This window comes from Geodermatophilus sp. URMC 64 (assembly GCF_053502555.1).
The window spans coordinates 1,460,217-1,478,225 of record NZ_CP199955.1 but is presented as its reverse complement, the minus strand read 5'-3'; the positions used below and the strand labels follow the sequence as shown (position 1 = coordinate 1,478,225).

The window sequence follows — 18,009 nt, the reverse complement described above, 5'->3', positions numbered from 1 at the left end:
GCGTCAGGGCAGGAAGGCGTCCTCGCCGAGGTCCGGGTGGTACCGGCCGCCGTCGTCCTCGTCGCCGCGCTCGTCGAGCGCCTCACGGACGACGTAGGCGGCCAGGCCGCCGCCGTAGCCCTTGCGGGCGAGCATGCCGATCAGGCGCCGCTCGGCGGTCTGCCGGTCCAGCCGGTGCATCGAGGGCAGCCGCCGGGCGACCAGGCGCCGGGCCGCGTCCCACTCCTCCTGCGGGTCGACCTCCTCCACCGCGGCGGCGGCCACCTCCCGGTCGACTCCCTTGGCCTGCAGCTCCGCCCGCAGCGCGCGGCGGGCGAGGCCGCGGCCGGCCTGCCGCGAACTGACCCAGGCGCGCGCGAAGGCGGCGTCGTCGATAAGCCCGACCTCGGTGAACCGGTCGAGGACGGCGGTCGCCGCCTCCTCGGGCACGCCCCGCTTGGCCAGCAGGTCGGCGAGCTGCTTGCGGGTCTTGGCGGCGCCGGTCAGTGCGCGCAGGCAGATGGCGCGGGCGACGGATTCCGGATCGCCGGGATCGTCCTCGGCCGCCCCCGGGGCGGCAGCGTCGTCCCCGCTGTCCAGGCCCGCCCTGGACGGGCCCTCCGCCGCGTCACGCGCGGACCGACGCGACCCACCGGCACGAGGCCGGCGGGTCGCGCGGGTGGTCACCGCAGGCCTCAGAAGTCGGCCGGAGCGGCCGGAGCGGCCGGCCCGGCCGACGCCTCGGCCGGGGCGTCGAGGGTGGCGCCGATGCCGAGCTTCTCCTTGACCTTCTTCTCGATCTCGTCGGCGAGGTCGGGGTTGTCGCGGAGGAAGTTGCGGACGTTCTCCTTGCCCTGCCCGAGCTGGTCGCCCTCGTACGTGTACCAGGCGCCGGACTTGCGGATGAAGCCCTGTTCGACGCCGGCGTCGATGAGACCGCCCTCGCGGCTGAAGCCCTGACCCCAGAGCAGGTCGAGCTCGGCCTGCTTGAACGGCGCGGCCACCTTGTTCTTGACGACCTTGACGCGCACCCGGCTGCCGACCGCGTCGGTGCCCTGCTTGAGGGTCTCGATGCGGCGGACGTCGAGGCGGACCGAGGCGTAGAACTTCAGCGCGCGGCCACCGGTGGTGACCTCGGGGGAGCCGTAGACGACGCCGACCTTCTCGCGCAGCTGGTTGATGAAGATCGCGGTGGTGCCCGAGTTGTTGAGCGCGCCGGTGATCTTGCGCAGCGCCTGGCTCATCAGGCGGGCCTGCAGACCGACGTGGCTGTCGCCCATCTCGCCCTCGATCTCGGCCCGCGGCACGAGCGCGGCGACCGAGTCGATGACGATGATGTCGAGCGCGCCGGAGCGGATGAGCATGTCGGCGATCTCGAGCGCCTGCTCACCGGTGTCGGGCTGGCTGACCAGCAGGGCGTCGGTGTCGACGCCGATGGCCCGCGCGTACTCGGGGTCGAGCGCGTGCTCGGCGTCGATGAACGCGGCGATGCCGCCGGCGGCCTGGGCGTTGGCCACCGCGTGCAGGGCGACCGTGGTCTTGCCGGAGGCCTCCGGGCCGTAGACCTCGATGACCCGGCCGCGGGGCAGGCCCCCGATGCCCAGGGCGATGTCCAGGGCGATGGAGCCGGTCGGGATGACCTTGATGGCCTGGGACGTGCTGTCGCCCAGGCGCATGACCGAGCCCTTGCCGAACTGCTTGTCGATCTGGGCGAGGGCCATGTCGAGGGCCTTGTCGCGGTCGAGCGTTGCCATGGTGCTCACCTTCGGGAAGTCGCGTGGAGCGGTCGGGATCGACGCTAGATCGGGGGTCCGACAGTTCTCGGTCGACCGGCCCGGCTGTGGAGAAGGGGCCGACCTGTGGACGACTGTAGACCGAACAAGCGTTCGACTGCTACGCCGACACGCCTCCTGTCCCACGCGCCACGCGCACCCCGCTCACCGCAGTTTCGGCGGGACCTCGTACTCCTCGCAGATCGCCAGCCAGACCCGGCGGACGGGCACGCCCGCCTCGATCGCATCGACCGCGCTGCGCCCGCCTAGGGAGGCGAAGACGTGGTCGCGCGCCACGCTCTCGGCCCGCATCGAGCCGAAGTGGTCGGTCAGGCGGGACCAGAACTCCTGCAGGCGCACCCCTCCGACGCTAGCGCGCCCGCTCCCCCGCGTCCGCCGGCCGGGGGTGCCCGGGGCCCTGGCGCAGCCGCGCCACCAGCCCGCGGGCGTCGTCGGCGTAGATCCGCAGTTCGCCGACCGGCTGCCCCGCCGTCCGCCGGACCGGGAGGACCACCGGCTCCCGGAGGACGACGTCGACGTTGGTCTGGCTGCCGACCCCCACCGAGAGCGCGCGGCCCGGTCCGTCGTCGTGGACCTGCACGTTGCGCATGCCCTCCAGCGAGCGCATCCGGTACCGCACCGACGCGATCTGCTCCCACGGGACGGTGACGTCGAGCGAGAGGCCGTTGCGCACCCGCAGGCCGCCGGCGTCGAGGACGTGCGGGTGCACCTTGAGCGCGGCCAGCATGCCGACCATCCAGAGCAGGCCGTAGACGCCGAGGACGAGCGCGACGCGGCGCACCGCGTCCCACGGCAGCAGCAGGTGCACCGCCGGGACCTCGATCGCCGAGACCCCGATGAACGCCCAGATCACCGGTGTGACCACGCCCGCGTAGCCGAACGCCTCGCCGTCCGGCGCCACCGGGCGGCGGAGCACCCAGCGGTACAGGCTCCGCCACATGCCCAGCTCGTAGGCGAGCAGGCGCCGCACCGGTGCCACCGCGGCGCTCACCGATCGGCCTGGTCGTCGAGGGAGACGCCGTGCTCGCGCAGGCGCTCCAGCACGTGGTCGAGCCCGTCGGCGAAGGCCCGGAACCGGTCCTCGGGGAGGTCGGCGAACAGGATGCGCGCGAACTCGGCGTGCTCCCGCTCGAGCCGTGCCGCCGTGGCGGCGCCGTGCCGGGTGAACGACACCAGGGTCGCCCGGCGGTCCGTGGGATGCGGCTGGCGGGTCACGAATCCGCCGTCGACCAGGCCGTCGACCAGGCCGGTGACGTTGCGGGCGCTCACGCGCAGCGCCTCGGCGAGCGCCCGCTGCGGGAGCGGCCCCCGGTGCTGCAGCACCCACAGCAGGTGCGCGCGGGCCGGCGTCAGCCCGTCACGGGCGAGGCTCTCGCGGGTGTCGGTGTCGAGGACGGCCACCAGTTCGAGGATGCGGTCCAGCACCGCCGTCCGGTCGTCGGCCATGGTGAAGCCCCTTCATCGTGAAGACACTTCACGATACGCCGGACCTATGCTCTGCGCATGGGGCTCAGCACGGGCTCGCCCACCTGGGACGTGATCCTGCAGATCGGCATCGCGGCCTGCCTGGTCGCCTGGATCGTCCTGCTGATCCGGCACTACCGGGGGCGCTGAAGAGCCGCGGCACGGGCCGTGCGCGCCCACACGAGCGCCAGCGGCAGCACCAGCGCGGCGGAGACGCCCGACACGAGCCCGAAGCCGCCGGCCGCCAGCAGCGGTCCGCCCGCGGCCCCGGCCAGCGCCGCGCCGAGACCCATGAGCAGGTCGGTGCCGCCCTGCGCCGTCGGCCGCAGGTCCGCGGCCACCGACTCGGTCACCAGGGTCGAGCCGGCGATCAGCGCGCACGACCAGCCGAGCCCGAGCAGGAACAGCCCGATGCCCAGCTGCAGAGCGGCCCCCGGCGGCGCCGTCCCCGCCAGCGCGGCCGCGGCCAGGAGCAGCAGCCCGCCGGCCGCGACGGTCGCCGTCCGCCCGGCGCGGTCGGCGAGCAGGCCGACGAGGGGTGAGAAGAGGTACATGCCGGCGACGTGCACGCTGATGACCAGGCCGATGATCCGCAGCGTCGTCCCGGCCGGGCCGCCGGCGTGGCCCATGTGCACCGGGGTCATGACCATGACGCCGACCATGACCGAGTGGGCCACGATGACGGCGGTGACCCCCAGCCGGCCGCCCGGGGTGGCCCAGACCGCGCGCAGCGCCGCGGCGGTGGCGCCGCGCGGGCGGCCGACCGGCGCGCCCGTCCCGCCCAGCCGGCGGGCGAGCACCAGCGGGTCCGGGCGCAGGAGCACCAGCAGCGCGCCGGCCACGACACCGAAGACCGCGATCGAGACGACGAAGGCGCCCCCGAGCTCGGGCAGCCCGAGCGCCCGCCCGAGCACGTTCCCCGGTTCGGCCAGGTTGGGGCCGAGGACCGACCCGACCGTCGTGGCCCACACGACCATCGCCAGCGCCCGCCCGCGCCGCTCCGGGGCGGCCAGGTCGGCGGCGGCGTAGCGGGCCTGCAGGCCGCAGGCCGTGGCCGCGCCGAAGGCGAACAGCCCGACCAGCAGCAGCGCCAGCGAGGACACCGCGGCGGCGACGACGGTCAGCACCGACCCGAGGACGGCGACCCCGTAGCCGGCGACGAGGCCGGCGCGGCGACCCGCCCGGTCGCTGAGCCGGGCGAGCGGCACCGCGATCACCGCCGAACCCAGGACCCCGGCGGTCTGCCCGAGGCCCGCGGCGGTGTCGGTACCGGCCACGTCGCGGGCGAGCAGCCCGCCGACGGTGATGCCGACGGTCACCCCGAGGCCGGCGAGCGCCACCGCGCCCGAGAGGACGCCGACCGTCCGCCGCTGCACGTGCTGGGCGTCGGCGGTCGTCAGCGTCACGACCGCCAGTCTGGCAGCCCCTACAACCCCATCGAGCGGCCGATGATCTCCTTCATGATCTCGTTGGTGCCGCCGTAGATCGACTGCACGCGGGCATCCCGCCACGCCTTCGAGACCGGGTACTCGTCCATGTAGCCGTAGCCGCCGTGCAGCTGCAGGCAGCGGTCGGCGACCTTGTTCTGCAGCTCCGTCGTCCACCACTTGGCCATGGCGGCGTCGACGGCGGTGAGGTCGCCGCTGTTGAGCTGACGCACGCACTCGTCGACGAAGGTGCGAGCGATCGTCGTCTCGGTGTGCAGCTCGGCGAGCACGAAGCGGGTGTTCTGGAACGAGCCCACCGGCTTGCCGAACGCCGTCCGCCCGGCCACGTACTCGCGCGTCTGGGCCAGCACCGTCTCGGCCGAGGCGACCGCGCCGACGGCGATCGACAGCCGCTCCTGCGGCAGGTTCTCCATGAGGTGGTAGAAGCCGCGGTTCTCGCTGCCGAGCAGGTTCTCGGCCGGCACCCGCACGTCGTCGAAGAACAGCTCCGCGGTGTCCTGGGCCTTGAGGCCCACCTTGTCCAGGTTGCGGCCGCGGCTGAAGCCGGGCATGTCCCGCTCGACGACCAGCAGGCTGATGCCTTTGGCCGCCGGGGCGTCGGGGTCGGTGCGCGCGACCACGATGACCAGGTCGGCGTTGATGCCGTTGGTGATGAACGTCTTCGCCCCGCTGAGGAGCCAGCCGTCGCCGTCCTTGCGGGCGGTCGTCGCGATGCCCTGCAGGTCGCTGCCGGCACCCGGCTCGGTCATGGCGATCGCGGTGATGAGCTCGCCGCTGCAGAACCTGGGCAGCCAGCGCTGCTTCTGCTCGTCGGTGGCCAGGTCGCGCAGGTACGGGGCGACGACGTCGTTGTGCAGGCCGAAGCCGACGCCGCTGGCGCCGATCCGGGTCATCTCCTCGTCGAGGACGGCGTTGTAGCGGAAGTCGCGGACTCCCCCGCCGCCGTACTGCTCGTCGATGTCCATGCCGAGCAGGCCCTGCGCGCCGCCGGAGAGCCACACCTCCCGCGGGACGATGCCCGCCTTCTCCCAGTCCGCGTGGAACGGCGCGACGTTCTTCTCCGCCCAGCCGCGGACCATGTCGCGGAACTCGTCGTGCTCGGTCTCGTACAGGGAGTGGCGCATGCCCGGGAGTGTGCCCTACCTCTCCCGAGCGCCCGATCCGGGCCGCCAGCCGCGGAACCGGTCCACGACCAGTTCCTGCGGCACGGGCGGGTCGTCGTCCCCCGGGAAGGCGTAGACGTCGAGCATGAACTGCATCGGGTAGGCCGGGGACTGCCGGACGACCTTGACCACCTCGTCGTCGACCAGGAACGACACCTGCTCCGGCGTCCACTCCGCGGCGTAGACGTGGAACTCGCGGACGTCGATCGGCAGGGCCACCTGCTCGAACTCGTCGGCGATCGACGGGTCGCCGAAGGGGTGCACGCCCATGCCGATCCGCGGGCCGTCCGGACCGATGTCGCGGCCGAAGACCTCGAAGACGCAGATCTCCGCGGACCGCTCGGGGGCGTCCTCGTAGCCGATCATCCACAGCGCGGCCATGCCGGTGGCGTCGACGCGCATGCGCGCGCGGACCTCGAAGAACCCGTACTGCGGCGTGTAGAGCCGGACGTCGTCCTGCTCCTCGCGCACCACGACCGCCGGGTTGAAGCGGTGCTGCCCGACCGCGCTGCCGAGCGGTCCGCAGAACTCCCCGGTCTGCAGGGAGGAGACCCGCACGCCGTCGTCGAACTCCGGGCACCAGGGCGGCTGGTCCTCCTCGACGACGAGCCGCAGGACGCCGTCGCCGAGCCGGTAGCGGGCCGCCGACGCCGCTCGCGAGCTCCAGTGCGGGAGGAAGTGCGGCAGCCAGAGGCCCCGGTCGAGCTGCTCGCCGCCGAAGGTGTCCTCGACCTCGAGCACGTAGCCGGGTCGCGTCGTCGTCTGCACCGGCGAAGTGTCGTACCGAGCAGGGACACTTGCCGACATGTCGACCCTCGACCGGTTCTCCGAGGCCACCCGGGCCTGGTTCTCCGGTGCGTTCGAGGCGCCCACGCCGGCGCAGGAGGGCGCCTGGTCGGCGATCAGCAGCGGGGAGCACGCCCTCGTCGTCGCCCCGACGGGCTCCGGCAAGACCCTCGCCGCCTTCCTCTGGTCGCTCGACCGGCTGGCGAGCACGCCGCTGCCGGCCGACGAGCAGGCGCGCTGCCGGGTCCTCTACGTCTCCCCGCTCAAGGCCCTCGCCGTCGACGTCGAGCGCAACCTGCGGGCGCCGCTGACCGGCATCGGTCAGGCCGCGCTGCGGCTCGGACTGCCGCGGCCGGAGGTGAAGGTCGCGATCCGGTCCGGTGACACCCCCGCCGACGAGCGCCGCGCCTTCGCCCGCCGGCCCACCGACATCCTCATCACCACGCCGGAGTCGCTGTTCCTGCTGCTGACCAGCTCGGCGCGGGAGGCGCTGCGCGGCGTGGAGACGGTGATCGTCGACGAGGTGCACGCGGTCGCCGACACCAAGCGTGGCGCGCACCTCGCGGTCTCCCTCGACCGGCTCGACGAGCTGCTCGACCGCCCCGCGCAGCGGATCGGCCTGTCGGCGACGGTGCGGCCGATCGAGGAGGTCGCCACCTTCCTCGCCGGCGGCCGGCCCGTGCAGGTGGTCGCGCCGGAGGCGAGGAAGCAGTGGGACCTCGCGGTCGTCGTCCCGGTCGAGGACATGAGCGAGCTCGGCCGGCCCACCGGGGAGCTCGACGGCTCGGCCGCGGGCGCGGAACCGCGGACGTCGATCTGGCCGGCGGTCGAGGAACGGGTGCTGGACCTGGTCGAGGCGCACCGCAGCACGATCGTGTTCGCCAACTCCCGCCGGCTGGCCGAGCGGCTGACCAGCCGGCTCAACGAGCTGTCCTACGAGCGGACCACCGGCGAGGCGGTGCCGCCGGGCACCAACGCCGCCGCGCTCATGGCGCAGGCCGGGTCCGGCGGCGGGCTGCCCGAGGCCTTCCAGCCGGTGGCCGCCGCCCACCACGGCTCGGTCTCCCGCGAGCAGCGGGCGGTCGTCGAGGAGGCGCTGAAGTCCGGCCGGCTGCCCGCCGTCGTCGCCACCTCCAGCCTCGAGCTGGGCATCGACATGGGCGCGGTCGACCTCGTGGTGCAGGTCGAGGCACCGCCCACGGTGGCCTCCGGACTGCAGCGGGTGGGCCGCGCGGGGCACCAGGTGGGCGCGGTCAGCCGCGGGGTGCTGTTCCCGAAGTACCGGGGCGACCTGGTGCAGTGCGCGCTGGTGGCCGAGCGGATGAAGGCCGGCGCGATCGAGTCGATCCGCTACCTGCGCAATCCGCTGGACGTGCTCGCCCAGCAGATCGTCGCGATCGTCTCCGAGCGACCGCGCACCGTCGACGAGGTCGGCGCGCTGGTGCGGCGGTCGGCGCCGTTCGCCTCGCTGCCCGAGTCGGCGCTGCAGGCCGTCCTCGACATGCTCGCCGGGCGCTACCCGTCGGACGCGTTCGCCGAGCTACGGCCGCGGCTGACCTGGGACCGCGTCACCGACACGCTCACCGCCCGCGCCGGTGCCCAGCGGCTGGCCGTGACCAGCGGCGGCACCATCCCCGACCGCGGCCTGTTCGGCGTCTTCCTCGTCGGTTCCGAGGGGTCCGGCGGCCGGCGGGTCGGCGAGCTCGACGAGGAGATGGTCTACGAGTCGCGGGCCGGCGACGTCTTCCTGCTCGGCTCGTCGTCCTGGCGGATCGAGGACATCACGCACGACCGGGTGCTGGTCAGCCCGGCGCCGGGGCAGCCCGGGAAGATGCCGTTCTGGAAGGGCGACGCACCGGGCCGGCCGCTGGAGCTCGGCCGGGCGCTGGGCGCGTTCCTGCGCGAGGTGGGCTCCGCGACCCCGGAGGCGGGGCTGGAGCGGGCCCGCGCGGCGGGTCTGGACGAGTGGGGTGCGGCGAACCTCGCCGCCTACCTGGCCGAGCAGAAGGCGGCGACCGGCCACCTGCCCGACGACCGCACCCTGCTGGTCGAGCGGTTCCGCGACGAGCTCGGCGACTGGCGGCTGGTCGTCCACTCGCCGTTCGGTGCGCAGGTCAATGCCCCGTGGGCGCTGGTCCTCGCCGCCCGGCTGCGGGAGCGCTACGGCATGGACGTCGCCGCCATGCACTCCGACGACGGGATCGTGCTGCGGCTGCCCGACACCACCGGCGAGCCGCCGGAGGCCGACCTCGCCGTCCTCGACCCGGACGACGTCGAGCGGGAGGTGACCGCCGAGGTCGGCAGCTCCGCGCTGTTCGCCAGCCGGTTCCGCGAGTGCGCCGCCCGCGCGCTGCTGCTCCCCCGCCGCGACCCGCGCAAGCGCACCCCGCTGTGGCAGCAGCGCCAGCGCTCCGCCCAGCTGCTCTCCGTGGCCGGCGAGTTCTCCTCGTTCCCGATCACCCTCGAGGCCGCCCGCGAGGTGCTGCAGGACGTCTACGACGTGCCCGGGCTGGTCGAGCTCATGCGCGACGTGCGCGCCCGCCGGGTGCGGGTGGTCGACGTGCAGACGCAGACGGCGTCGCCGTTCGCGCAGTCGCTGTTGTTCGGCTACGTCGGCCAGTTCCTCTACGAGGGCGACGCCCCGCTGGCCGAGCAGCGCGCGCAGGCGCTGGCGCTCGACACCGGGCTGCTGGCCGAGCTGCTCGGCCGCTCCGAGCTGCGCGAGCTGCTCGACGCCGAGGCCATCACCGAGCTCGAGCGCGAGCTGCAGAAACTTCCCGCCGAGCGGCACCCCCGCGACCTCGACGGCGCCGCCGACCTGCTCCGGTACGTCGGCGACCTCACGGCGGCCGAGGCGATGGCCCGCGGGGTGACCCCGGCGTGGCTGGAGGAGCTGGTCGCCTCCCGCCGGGCCCTGCAGGTGCGCATCGCCGGGCAGGAGCGCTACGTCGCCATCGAGGACGCCGGCCGGCTGCGCGACGCGCTGGGGACGGCGTTGCCGGTCGGAGTGCCGGAGGTGTTCACCGAGCCGGTCGCGGACCCGCTGGGCGACCTGATCGGCCGCTACGCCCGCACCCACGGCCCGTTCCAGCCGGCCGAGGTGGCCGCCCGCCTCGGGCTGGGCGTCGCGGTGGTGACCGCGACCCTGCAGCGGCTGGTCGGCACCGGTCGGCTGGTCAGCGGGGAGTTCCGGCCCGGCGGCACGGGGCAGGAGTGGTGCGACGCCGAGGTGCTGCGGGGCATCCGCCGCCGCAGCCTGGCCAGGCTGCGCCAGGAGGTCGAGCCCGTGCCGGTGGGCACGCTGGCGCGCTTCACGCCGTCCTGGCAGTCGGTCGGCAGCCGGCTGCGCGGGCCCGACGGCGTGCTCGCCGTCGTCGAGCAGCTGGCCGGGGCGCTCGTGCCGGCCAGCGCGCTGGAGTCGCTGGTGCTGCCCGCGCGGGTGCGCGACTACTCCCCCGCGATGCTCGACGAGCTGACCAGCGCCGGCGAGGTGCTGTGGGCCGGCGCCGGCGGCCTCCCCGGGGGCGACGGCTGGATCAGCCTCGTCCCGGCCGACCTCGCCGACGTCCTCCTGCCCGAGCCGCTGGAGAGCCCCGAGCCGGAGTCGGTCGGCGCGGCGGTGCTCGCGCAGCTGGCCGGCGGGCAGGCGCTGTTCTTCCGCGGCCTGTCCGACCTCGTGAGCTCGACCGACGACACCGCGCTGGCCGACGTGGTGTGGGACCTGGTCTGGTCCGGGCAGCTGACCAACGACACCCTGGCTCCGCTGCGCACCCGGCTGGCCGGTGGCGGCACGCACAAGCGGGCGGCCGCGCCACAGCCGCGGGTGACCCGCTCCCGCTACGGGCGCCCCCGGCTCGGCCGGCCGGCGATGCCCTCGCGCACCGGCCCGCCGACGGTCGCCGGCCGCTGGTCGCGGCTCCCCGACCGGGAGACCAACCCGACCAGGCGCACGACCGCCCGCGCCGAGGCGCTGCTGGAGCGGCACGGCGTCCTCACCCGCGGCGCGGTCCAGGCGGAGCAGGTGAGCGGCGGCTTCTCCGCGGTGTACCCGGTGCTGCGGGCGTTCGAGGAGAACGGCCGGGCCCGGCGCGGCTACTTCGTCGAGACGCTCGGCGCGGCCCAGTTCGGCACCCCCGGCTCAGTGGATCGGCTGCGCAGCTTCGCCGCGCCCGACCGGCAACCCGCCGGCGCGGTCGTGCTCGCGGCGACCGACCCGGCCAACGTGTACGGCGCCGCGCTGCCCTGGCCCGAACGGCCGGGCACCGACGGCGACGAGGCCGTCGACATCGGCGAGGGCACCGCGCGCAAGGGCAGCGGTCACCGGGCGGGGCGCAAGGCCGGCGCGCTGGTCGTGCTCGTCGACGGCGAGCTGGTCCTCTACGTCGAGCGCGGCGGCAAGACGCTGCTGTCGTGGACCGAGGACGAGCACGTTCTCAAGGAGGCGGCGACGGCGCTGTCGGGCGCGGTGGCCGCGGGCGCGCTCGGCCGCATGGTAGTGCAGAAGGCCGACGGCGCCTCGGTGCACGAGTCGACGCCGCTGTCGGCGGCGCTGCAGGCGGCCGGGTTCGCCGCTACCCCGCGCGGCCTGCGGGTGCGAGCCTGACCCGGCCGCGCACGAGCGACCCGGCGCTGGGACGCTGGTACGGAGGAACGTGAGGCCCGGAGGCGGGCGTCGGAGAACGCGGGCAGGTGCCCGCGGGAAGTTGAGCAGCAGATGGCAGTCGGCACAGTGCGGTGGTTCAACCCGGAGAAGGGCTTCGGGTTCATCGAGCCCGAGGACGGCGGGGATGACGTCTTCGTGCACTTCTCCGCGATCTCCGACACGGGCGGATTCCGCACCCTCGACGAGGGTCAGCGGGTCGAGTACTCGGCGTCGCCCGGTCCGCGCGGCCCGCAGGCGGAGAACGTCCAGCCGCTCGGCGGCGCCCCGGTGTCGCGCGGCCGGGACGACCGCCGCGACGACCGGCGGGAGCCGCGGCGCGACACGAGCCGGAACGCCGGCCCGCGCGGGCCGGTGATGACCGGCACGATCGCCCGGTTCGACGACGACAAGGGCTTCGGCTTCATCGTCCCCGACGACGTGTTCGTCCACGTCTCCGCGATGCGCAGCGGACGGGACGAGCCGGAGGAGGGCGACCGCGTCGAGTTCGAGCTGGTCGAGGGCCCGCGGGGCCTGCAGGCCGACGGCGTCCGCCTGCTCTCCGCCGGCCGCGGTGCCCCCGCACGGCGCGATCCCGGGCGCCGCGAGTCCCGGCCGGCGGACCGCGACCGGGGCGGCCGGGGACGGCGCGACACCGGCGGCGCGACCCAGGGCACCGTCCAGTGGTTCAACCCCGACAAGGGTTTCGGTTTCATCTCCCCGGACGACGGCGGCGAGGACGTGTTCGTCCACTTCTCCGAGATCGAGGACGACGGCGGCTACCGGGAGCTCGCCGAGGGCCAGCGGGTCGAGTTCTCCCGCGCCCGCGGCGACCGCGGGATCAACGCGACCGGGGTCCGGCCGCTCGACTGAACCGGGGCCTCACCGCTCCGGCCAGTGCCAGGGCGGCCGGTCCAGCGGTCCCAGGCCGTCGATCACCGTCTCGCCGTTCACCTTGACCAGGTGCACGTCGCGGCGGTCGTCCTCGTCGACGGCGTCGGCCAGCAGCGCGCGCAGCGGCGCCGAGTGGGTGACCACGACGACCTGGGTGCGCGACGCCGCCCGCGCCACCATGCCCGCCAGCGGCCGCAGCAGGTCCGGGTGCAGGCTGGTCTCCGGCTCGTTGAGGACGAACAGCTCCGGCGGACGCGGGGTGAGCAGGGCGGCCGCCCACAGCAGGAAGCGCAGCGTGCCGTCGGAGAGCTCGGCGGCGTCCAGGGTGCGCAGCAGCCCGGTCTGCCGCAGCCCCAGCCGGAACAGGCCGCCGGAGTCGACGATCTCCAGCCGGCTACCGGGGAAGGCCTGCGCGATCGCCTCGTCCAGCTCGTCGTCCGGTCCCAGCTCGCGCAGCGTCTGCAGCGCCGAGGCGAGGTCACCGCCGTCGTCGGCCATCACCGGCGTGAAGGTGCCCATCCGGGCACCGCGAGCCGGGGCCTGCGGGTCGGTGCGGAACGAGTCGTAGAAGCGCCAGCTGCGCACCCGGTTGCGCACGGCGAGCACCTCGGGCGCGGTCACGGCGTCGGACACCTCGGCGAGCAGGCTGTCCTGCCGCTCCAGCCGGCGCCCCGTGTCGGCCCACCGGCGCCCGTCCCGGGTCATGACGGCCGGCCCCGCACGCCGGCTGAGCACGGCCGACGGGCGCAGCACCGGTCCGGCCCAGACCACCTCCAGCTTGATCTCCGGGTCGCGGTCGAACATCGTCGTCTCGTCCGGCCGCGGCAGTCCGAAGTCGATGGCGTAGCCGAGGTCGTCGCCGCCCAGGCCGATCCGCAGCGCCACCGGACGGGTCCGCACCGTCCCGGTGATCGGATGCCGGCCGCTGCGGACGCCCTCGCCGAACACCTCCGGCCCGGCCCAGAGCACCGACTCCAGGCCGCCCTCGGCGGCCAGCGCCCGCACCGCGCCGCCGTGCGCGGTCGCCGACAGCAGCCGCAGCACGCGGTAGAGGCTGGACTTGCCCGCGCCGTTCGCGCCGGTGACGACGGTCAGCCGGCCGAGGGGGACGACGAGGCTGCGCAGGGAGCGGTAGCCGTCCACCGCGATCCTCTGCAGCACGGGGCGACCGTAGCCAGGACCAGCGTCAGGACGGCGAGACCGCGGCGCGATGCGGGTGCCCCGAGAAGACCCAGAGCCGCAGCGCGGCGAAGCGGATGAGACCGATCGCCCCGGTGACCGCCGAGATGAGCACCAGCTGCGCCCACCAGGCGGTGCCGAGCACCCCGTCGAGGGCGGCCAGGGCGGCGCTCGTGGCCAGCAGCCCCGCGACCGCCAGGGCAGAGCCCTCCCACTGGGCGGCGAGCCAGCCGACCCGGCCGCCGGCGTGGAAGGTCACCCGCCGGTGCAGCTCGTTGGCCAGGACGGAGGAGAGCACGAAGGCGACCACGTTGGCCCGCAGCGGCCCGATCCCGCGCAGGGTCAGGAACAGCGCGAAGTAGACGACGCTGCTCGACACCCCCACGCTGACGAAGCGGACGAACTCGGCGACGGCGTCGTCCCCGTGCAGCCGCTTGCGCGTGCCGCAGACCGCCACCTGCCACAGGCGTCCCCGCCCGACCGGACCGCAGTCAGCGGGAACGCCCATGCCTCACCGTAGGACGGCCGGCGAGGCCTGGGGCTGGAGCCGGCGCGGCTGGAGCCACCGGCGGAACAGCCGGGTCAGCGCCGGCATGACCACGTACCCGAGCAGCACGACGACCACGACCGCCGACAGGGCCAGCCGGGCCTCCACGGGCCAGCTCGCCAAGTGCGGGGTCACCAGCTGCTGGAACAGCGAGGTGATCGCGAAGACCGCCGCGATGGTGAGCAGCGTGGAGCGCCAGCGCGGGCCGGGCGCGGCCGGGCGGGTGAAGAAGCTGTCGAGGCCCTGGACGCGGGCGTAGCGCTCCTCGTCGACCATCTCCGCGAGCTCGGCCAGCAGCGCCGCCCGCTGGGGCGAACGCTCCCAGCCGGCCAAGGACTCGTCGTCGGCGAACCGGTAGACCAGGTGGTACTCGGAGCTGGCCGCACCGGGGTGCAGCAGCGTCGCGCCGAGGTTGCCGGGGAAGGACGACGCCATGGCGAGGGCGTGCGCCGCCCACCGCTCGAACGCCTGCCGGCGATCGGGCCGGACGACGCGGGCCACGGTCACCGTCACCGGCTCGGCCACCGGCGCCGGAGTCGGGCCGGCCAGCAGGGTGCGCAGTCGCGTGGTTCCCTCCACGCCGGTCCCCAGCGCGCGCGGCGCCCCGTTCCATCCCGGGTGTCGGCGGCCTCACACCGCCGTGAGCACCGCACACGAGGGTGACGCGATGGCGCCGTCTCCGAGCGCATCGAGGAGCACCTGCGGGGTGCCGTCACCCGCTACCGTCCGCACGACCGCCTGCACGTCGCAGTCACCCAGGAGGTTCGCGGTGCCGGACACCACCTGCCACATGTCGATCTCGCTGGACGGCTTCGTCGCCGGGCCGGACCAGAGCCGCGAGAACCCCCTGGGCAAGCGTGGGCGGGAGCTGCACGGCTGGCACATCGGCGACCCGCGAGCCAACGATGCCGACAAGGTCGCGAACGAGTGGCTCATGCGCCCGCGGGGCGCGTATGTGATGGGTCGCAACATGTTCGGCCCGATCCGCGGGGAGTGGGATGAGGAATGGACCGGGTGGTGGGGCCCGGAACCGCCGTACCACGCGCCGGTGTTCGTGCTGACCCATCACGGACATGACCCGATCCAGATGGACGGCGGGACGACGTTCCACTTCGTCACCGAGGGCTTCGACGCGGCCTACTCCGCAGCGTGCCAGGCCGCCGGGGACGACGGCGTGGACATCGCCGGTGGGGCCTCGACCGTCCGACAGGCACTGATCGCAGGCGTGATCGACGAGCTCACCCTCGACATCGCACCGGTCCTGCTCGGTGCGGGCGAGCGCATCTTCGACGGGGTCGAATCCTTCGACTTCGAACCCGTCGAGGTGCTTCACTCACCGCTCACCACCCACATCCGCTATCGCCGCGTCAGCTAGTGCCGCGTCAGGCAACCTTTGACCTGGCGGGGGGACGGGCCGGCCGCGATACCGCCGAGTGTCGCCTTACGGCGGTATCCCGAGTTCGGTAGACCACCACGATCCGCCTCTTGGTGGGTATCCGATCCACTCCGTCCATGGGAGTGACGGCGAGCCGACGTCGCGGCACATCAGGACTGCGCCGTGTCCGCACAGCGCTTGCCCGCCGAGAACCGCGACAGCAGCGGGACCGATCTGCCGCACCACGGCAAAGGCTCGCAGCCACGCACCAGCTCGACGGCGGCCTGACGGCGACGAGGGCACCGCGGTAGGCGGTGAGCCAGGCCCAGGCCCCGTCGCTGCTGCGGGCGCGGCGGTGCACCAGCCGTGGTTCGACCAGGCGGAGCAGGTCGGATCACCCGAAGAGCTGGACCGATCCCTCACCCTGGTCCGCCGTTCTCACACCGCCGTGAGCTGGACCGACGACCGCCGCCCCCGCGGTGCAGACTGGTCCGCGTGCCCGAGGGAGACACCGTCTGGCTGGCCGCCCAGCGCATGCACCGCGCGCTGGCCGGCGCGACGCTGCGCCGCGGCGAGCTGCGGGTGCCCCAGCTGGCCGCGGTCGACCTGGCCGGCGTCGGGGTGCGCGAGGTCGTCCCCCGCGGCAAGCACCTGCTGATCCGGCTGGCCGACGACCGGACGCTGCACAGCCACTTCCGCATGGACGGCAGCTGGCACATCTACCGCTCCGGCGGGAAGTGGCGGGGCGGGCCGGCGTACGACATCCGAGCGGTGCTCACCACGGGCGCGCACGACTGCGTCGGCTACCGGCTGCACGACCTGGCGCTGGTCCCGACGGCGAAGGAGGGCTCGCTGGTCGGGCACCTCGGCCCCGACGTCCTCGGCCCGGACTGGGACCTCGAGGAGGCGCTGCGCCGGCTGCGCGCGCGGCCCGACGAGCAGATCGGCGTCGCCCTGCTCGACCAGCGCAACCTGGCCGGGATCGGCAACCTCTACAAGGTCGAGTCGCTGTTCCTCTGCGGCGTGCACCCCTGGGCGAGGGTCGCCGACGTGGCGGACCTGCGCGCGCTGGTCGAGCGGGCCCGCACCCTCATGCGGGCCAATCGGGACCACCCCGCCCAGAACACCACGGGCAGCCTGCGGCGCGGGGAGGACCACTGGGTGGCCGGTCGGCGCGGCAAGCCCTGCCGCCGCTGCGGCACGACGATCCTGCTCGGCGACCAGGGCCCGGCCACCCAGGAGCGGGTCACCTGGTGGTGCCCCCGGTGTCAGGCGGCGAGCTCCCCGATCGACCCGGCGGCCCGGACCGGCGAGCCCGGCCGCCCGCGCCCCCTCGTGACGGGCTAGGAGCGATCCACCCAGAAGGTGTCGTGCCGGAGGTAGAACGCCGTCCAGTCCTCCTCCGTCATCGCCTCCCGGCGCACCGCGTCGGCCAGCGTCTCGAAGTAGTCCTCCCGCGGCGCACCCGGCGTGAACAGGATCAGCAGGGACGCCGGCTCGCCCGACTCGTTGCGGAAGCCGTGGACGCCGCCCTCCGGCACGAACAGGAAGTCCCCGGCGGCCGCGTCGACCCACCGGGCGCCGTCGAAGAGCCGGACGGCGCCGGACAGCACGTAGAACGACTCGGTGATGCTGCGGTGGAAGTGCGGCGACGGCCCGCTGGGCCGCGGCCCCATGTCCCACCGGTAGAGCCCGAAGGCCCCGCCTGTGCTCGCCCCCGTGGCGAGGTAGGCCGCGCCCCCACCCGACGCGTGCGCCAGCTCCGGCGGCTGGTCGGCGCGCCGCAGGACGGCGCTGACCTCCCCGCCGTCGCCGGCGTAGACGTCGGGTGGGTAGGCGAAGCCCGACACGACCGGGCTCAGGCGGTCGGTTCCTGGCGCTCGACCGGCTCGGCCACCGGCGTCTCGGCGGTCGGCTGCTCGACCGGCGGCGTGCCCTGCTCGATCGCCGCGGCGGCCGAGCTGCCCTCGACCGCGGCCGGGCCGGCGTTCATCGAGGCGCGGATCTGGTCCAGCCGGGAGGCGCCGGCCACGTCGAGGGTGGCCTTCTGCACCTCGAGCATCCGGCCCTCGACCGAGGTCTGCGCCAGCTCGGCCTGGCCGAGCGCGTTGGCGTAGCGCGCCTCGATCTTGTCCCGTACCTCCTGCAGGCTGGGGGTGTTGCCGGGCGCGGAGAGCTCGTTGACCTGCTTGAGCGAGCTCGCGACGTGCTCCTGCATCTTCGCCTGCTCGAGCTGGCTCATCAGCTTGGTGCGCTCGGCCAGCGTCGTCTGCAGCCGCATGCGGCTCTGCTCGACGGCGCCGCGCGCCTGCTCGGCCGCCTGCAGCGCCTCGTCGTGGCTGCGCTTGAGGTCCTCCATCGCCTGCTCGGCGGCGACCAGCTGGGTGGCGAAGGCCTGCGCGGCGTTCTCGTACTCCGACGCCTTGGCCGCGTCGCCCTTGGCGCGGGTCTGGTCGGCGAGCACCAGCGCCTGCCGGGCCGAGGCCTGCAGCTTCTCCACCTCGCCGAGCTGGCGGTTGAGCCGCATCTCCAGCTGGCGCTGGTTCCCCAGCACCGCGGCGGCCTGGTTGGCCAGCGCCTGGTGCCGCTGCTGCTCCGCCTCGATCGCCTGGGCGATCTGGATCTTCGGGTCCGCCTTCTCGTCGATCTTGGCGTTGGCCGAGGCCGTGAGGTACTTCCACAGCTTCACGAACGGGTTGGGCATCGTTCCTCCTGTCCGGCGCGGGGTCCGGCCGGACCGCG

General features: G+C 74.5%; 17 protein-coding genes. 4 read left to right on the top strand and 13 right to left on the bottom strand.

Annotated features, from left to right (window positions below):
• Window positions 1–3: 3 nt before the first annotated feature.
• The 8 genes from ACWIYF_RS07330 to ACWIYF_RS07295 all read right to left on the bottom strand — a co-directional run bounded on the left by ACWIYF_RS07330 (window position 4) and on the right by ACWIYF_RS07295 (window position 6,615).
• Window positions 4–666, bottom strand: a complete 663-nt coding sequence (locus tag ACWIYF_RS07330) for a regulatory protein RecX (RefSeq protein WP_448627454.1) — start codon at window positions 664–666, stop codon at window positions 4–6.
• Window positions 667–674: 8 nt separating this feature from the next.
• Window positions 675–1,733 (bottom strand): recombinase RecA, encoded by a 1,059-nt coding sequence (gene recA / locus ACWIYF_RS07325; protein ID WP_448627453.1) that lies wholly within the window; start codon window positions 1,731–1,733, stop codon window positions 675–677.
• A 183-nt stretch (window positions 1,734–1,916) separates the two neighbouring features.
• Entirely contained in the window at window positions 1,917–2,111 is a 195-nt protein-coding gene (locus ACWIYF_RS07320) for a DUF3046 domain-containing protein (protein WP_448627452.1), read from the bottom strand.
• Window positions 2,112–2,121: 10 nt separating this feature from the next.
• Window positions 2,122–2,763 carry a hypothetical protein gene (locus ACWIYF_RS07315; RefSeq protein WP_448627451.1) on the bottom strand — a complete coding sequence of 214 codons (642 nt, stop codon included), beginning with the start codon at window positions 2,761–2,763 and terminating at the stop codon, window positions 2,122–2,124.
• The gene (locus tag ACWIYF_RS07310; RefSeq protein WP_448627450.1) at window positions 2,760–3,218 is read right to left on the bottom strand and encodes a MarR family winged helix-turn-helix transcriptional regulator; all 459 of its coding nucleotides are present in this window, start codon (window positions 3,216–3,218) and stop codon (window positions 2,760–2,762) included. Before ACWIYF_RS07310 ends, ACWIYF_RS07315 begins: the two co-directional genes overlap by 4 nt.
• A gap of 152 nt (window positions 3,219–3,370) precedes the next feature.
• Window positions 3,371–4,642, bottom strand: a complete 1,272-nt coding sequence (locus tag ACWIYF_RS07305; protein ID WP_448627449.1) for an MFS transporter — start codon at window positions 4,640–4,642, stop codon at window positions 3,371–3,373.
• A gap of 20 nt (window positions 4,643–4,662) precedes the next feature.
• Window positions 4,663–5,808, bottom strand: coding sequence for an acyl-CoA dehydrogenase family protein (locus ACWIYF_RS07300; RefSeq protein ID WP_448627448.1), 1,146 nt, complete (start codon window positions 5,806–5,808; stop codon window positions 4,663–4,665).
• 15 nt (window positions 5,809–5,823) lie between these two features.
• Window positions 5,824–6,615 carry a glycoside hydrolase family 16 protein gene (locus ACWIYF_RS07295; RefSeq protein WP_448627447.1) on the bottom strand — a complete coding sequence of 264 codons (792 nt, stop codon included), beginning with the start codon at window positions 6,613–6,615 and terminating at the stop codon, window positions 5,824–5,826.
• 37 nt (window positions 6,616–6,652) lie between these two features.
• Here ACWIYF_RS07295 and ACWIYF_RS07290 point away from each other — a divergent pair, with 37 nt between their 5' ends.
• Together ACWIYF_RS07290 and ACWIYF_RS07285 are read left to right on the top strand one after the other, a co-directional pair.
• The gene (locus ACWIYF_RS07290; protein WP_448627446.1) at window positions 6,653–11,236 is read left to right on the top strand and encodes an ATP-dependent helicase; all 4,584 of its coding nucleotides are present in this window, start codon (window positions 6,653–6,655) and stop codon (window positions 11,234–11,236) included.
• A gap of 111 nt (window positions 11,237–11,347) precedes the next feature.
• The gene (locus ACWIYF_RS07285; RefSeq protein WP_448627445.1) at window positions 11,348–12,145 is read left to right on the top strand and encodes a cold-shock protein; all 798 of its coding nucleotides are present in this window, start codon (window positions 11,348–11,350) and stop codon (window positions 12,143–12,145) included.
• Between the two features lie 9 nt (window positions 12,146–12,154).
• Here the strand turns inward: ACWIYF_RS07285 and ACWIYF_RS07280 are convergent, their stop codons facing one another.
• The 3 genes from ACWIYF_RS07280 to ACWIYF_RS07270 are packed head-to-tail and all read right to left on the bottom strand — an operon-like array spanning window position 12,155 to window position 14,471.
• Complete coding sequence (locus tag ACWIYF_RS07280; RefSeq protein ID WP_448627444.1) at window positions 12,155–13,327, bottom strand: AAA family ATPase; 1,173 nt, start codon at window positions 13,325–13,327, stop codon at window positions 12,155–12,157.
• 25 nt (window positions 13,328–13,352) lie between these two features.
• The gene (locus ACWIYF_RS07275) at window positions 13,353–13,853 is read right to left on the bottom strand and encodes a GtrA family protein (protein WP_448627443.1); all 501 of its coding nucleotides are present in this window, start codon (window positions 13,851–13,853) and stop codon (window positions 13,353–13,355) included.
• A 3-nt stretch (window positions 13,854–13,856) separates the two neighbouring features.
• Window positions 13,857–14,471: an antibiotic biosynthesis monooxygenase gene (locus ACWIYF_RS07270; RefSeq protein WP_448627442.1), complete on the bottom strand. Its 615-nt coding sequence runs from the start codon at window positions 14,469–14,471 to the stop codon at window positions 13,857–13,859.
• A 190-nt stretch (window positions 14,472–14,661) separates the two neighbouring features.
• Between ACWIYF_RS07270 and ACWIYF_RS07265 the strand changes: the two genes are divergently transcribed.
• Window positions 14,662–15,267: a dihydrofolate reductase family protein gene (locus tag ACWIYF_RS07265; RefSeq protein WP_448627441.1), complete on the top strand. Its 606-nt coding sequence runs from the start codon at window positions 14,662–14,664 to the stop codon at window positions 15,265–15,267.
• A 495-nt stretch (window positions 15,268–15,762) separates the two neighbouring features.
• A complete protein-coding gene (locus ACWIYF_RS07260; protein WP_448627440.1) occupies window positions 15,763–16,614 on the top strand; it encodes a DNA-formamidopyrimidine glycosylase family protein in 852 nt (283 codons plus the stop codon).
• Here ACWIYF_RS07260 and ACWIYF_RS07255 read toward each other — a convergent pair.
• Together ACWIYF_RS07255 and ACWIYF_RS07250 are read right to left on the bottom strand one after the other, a co-directional pair.
• A complete protein-coding gene (locus tag ACWIYF_RS07255; RefSeq protein ID WP_448627439.1) occupies window positions 16,611–17,117 on the bottom strand; it encodes a cupin domain-containing protein in 507 nt (168 codons plus the stop codon). The two genes, ACWIYF_RS07260 and ACWIYF_RS07255, sit on opposite strands and share 4 nt — an antisense overlap.
• Window positions 17,118–17,125: 8 nt before the next feature.
• Entirely contained in the window at window positions 17,126–17,971 is an 846-nt protein-coding gene (locus ACWIYF_RS07250) for a PspA/IM30 family protein (protein ID WP_448627438.1), read from the bottom strand.
• Between the last annotated feature and the right edge of the window lie 38 nt (window positions 17,972–18,009).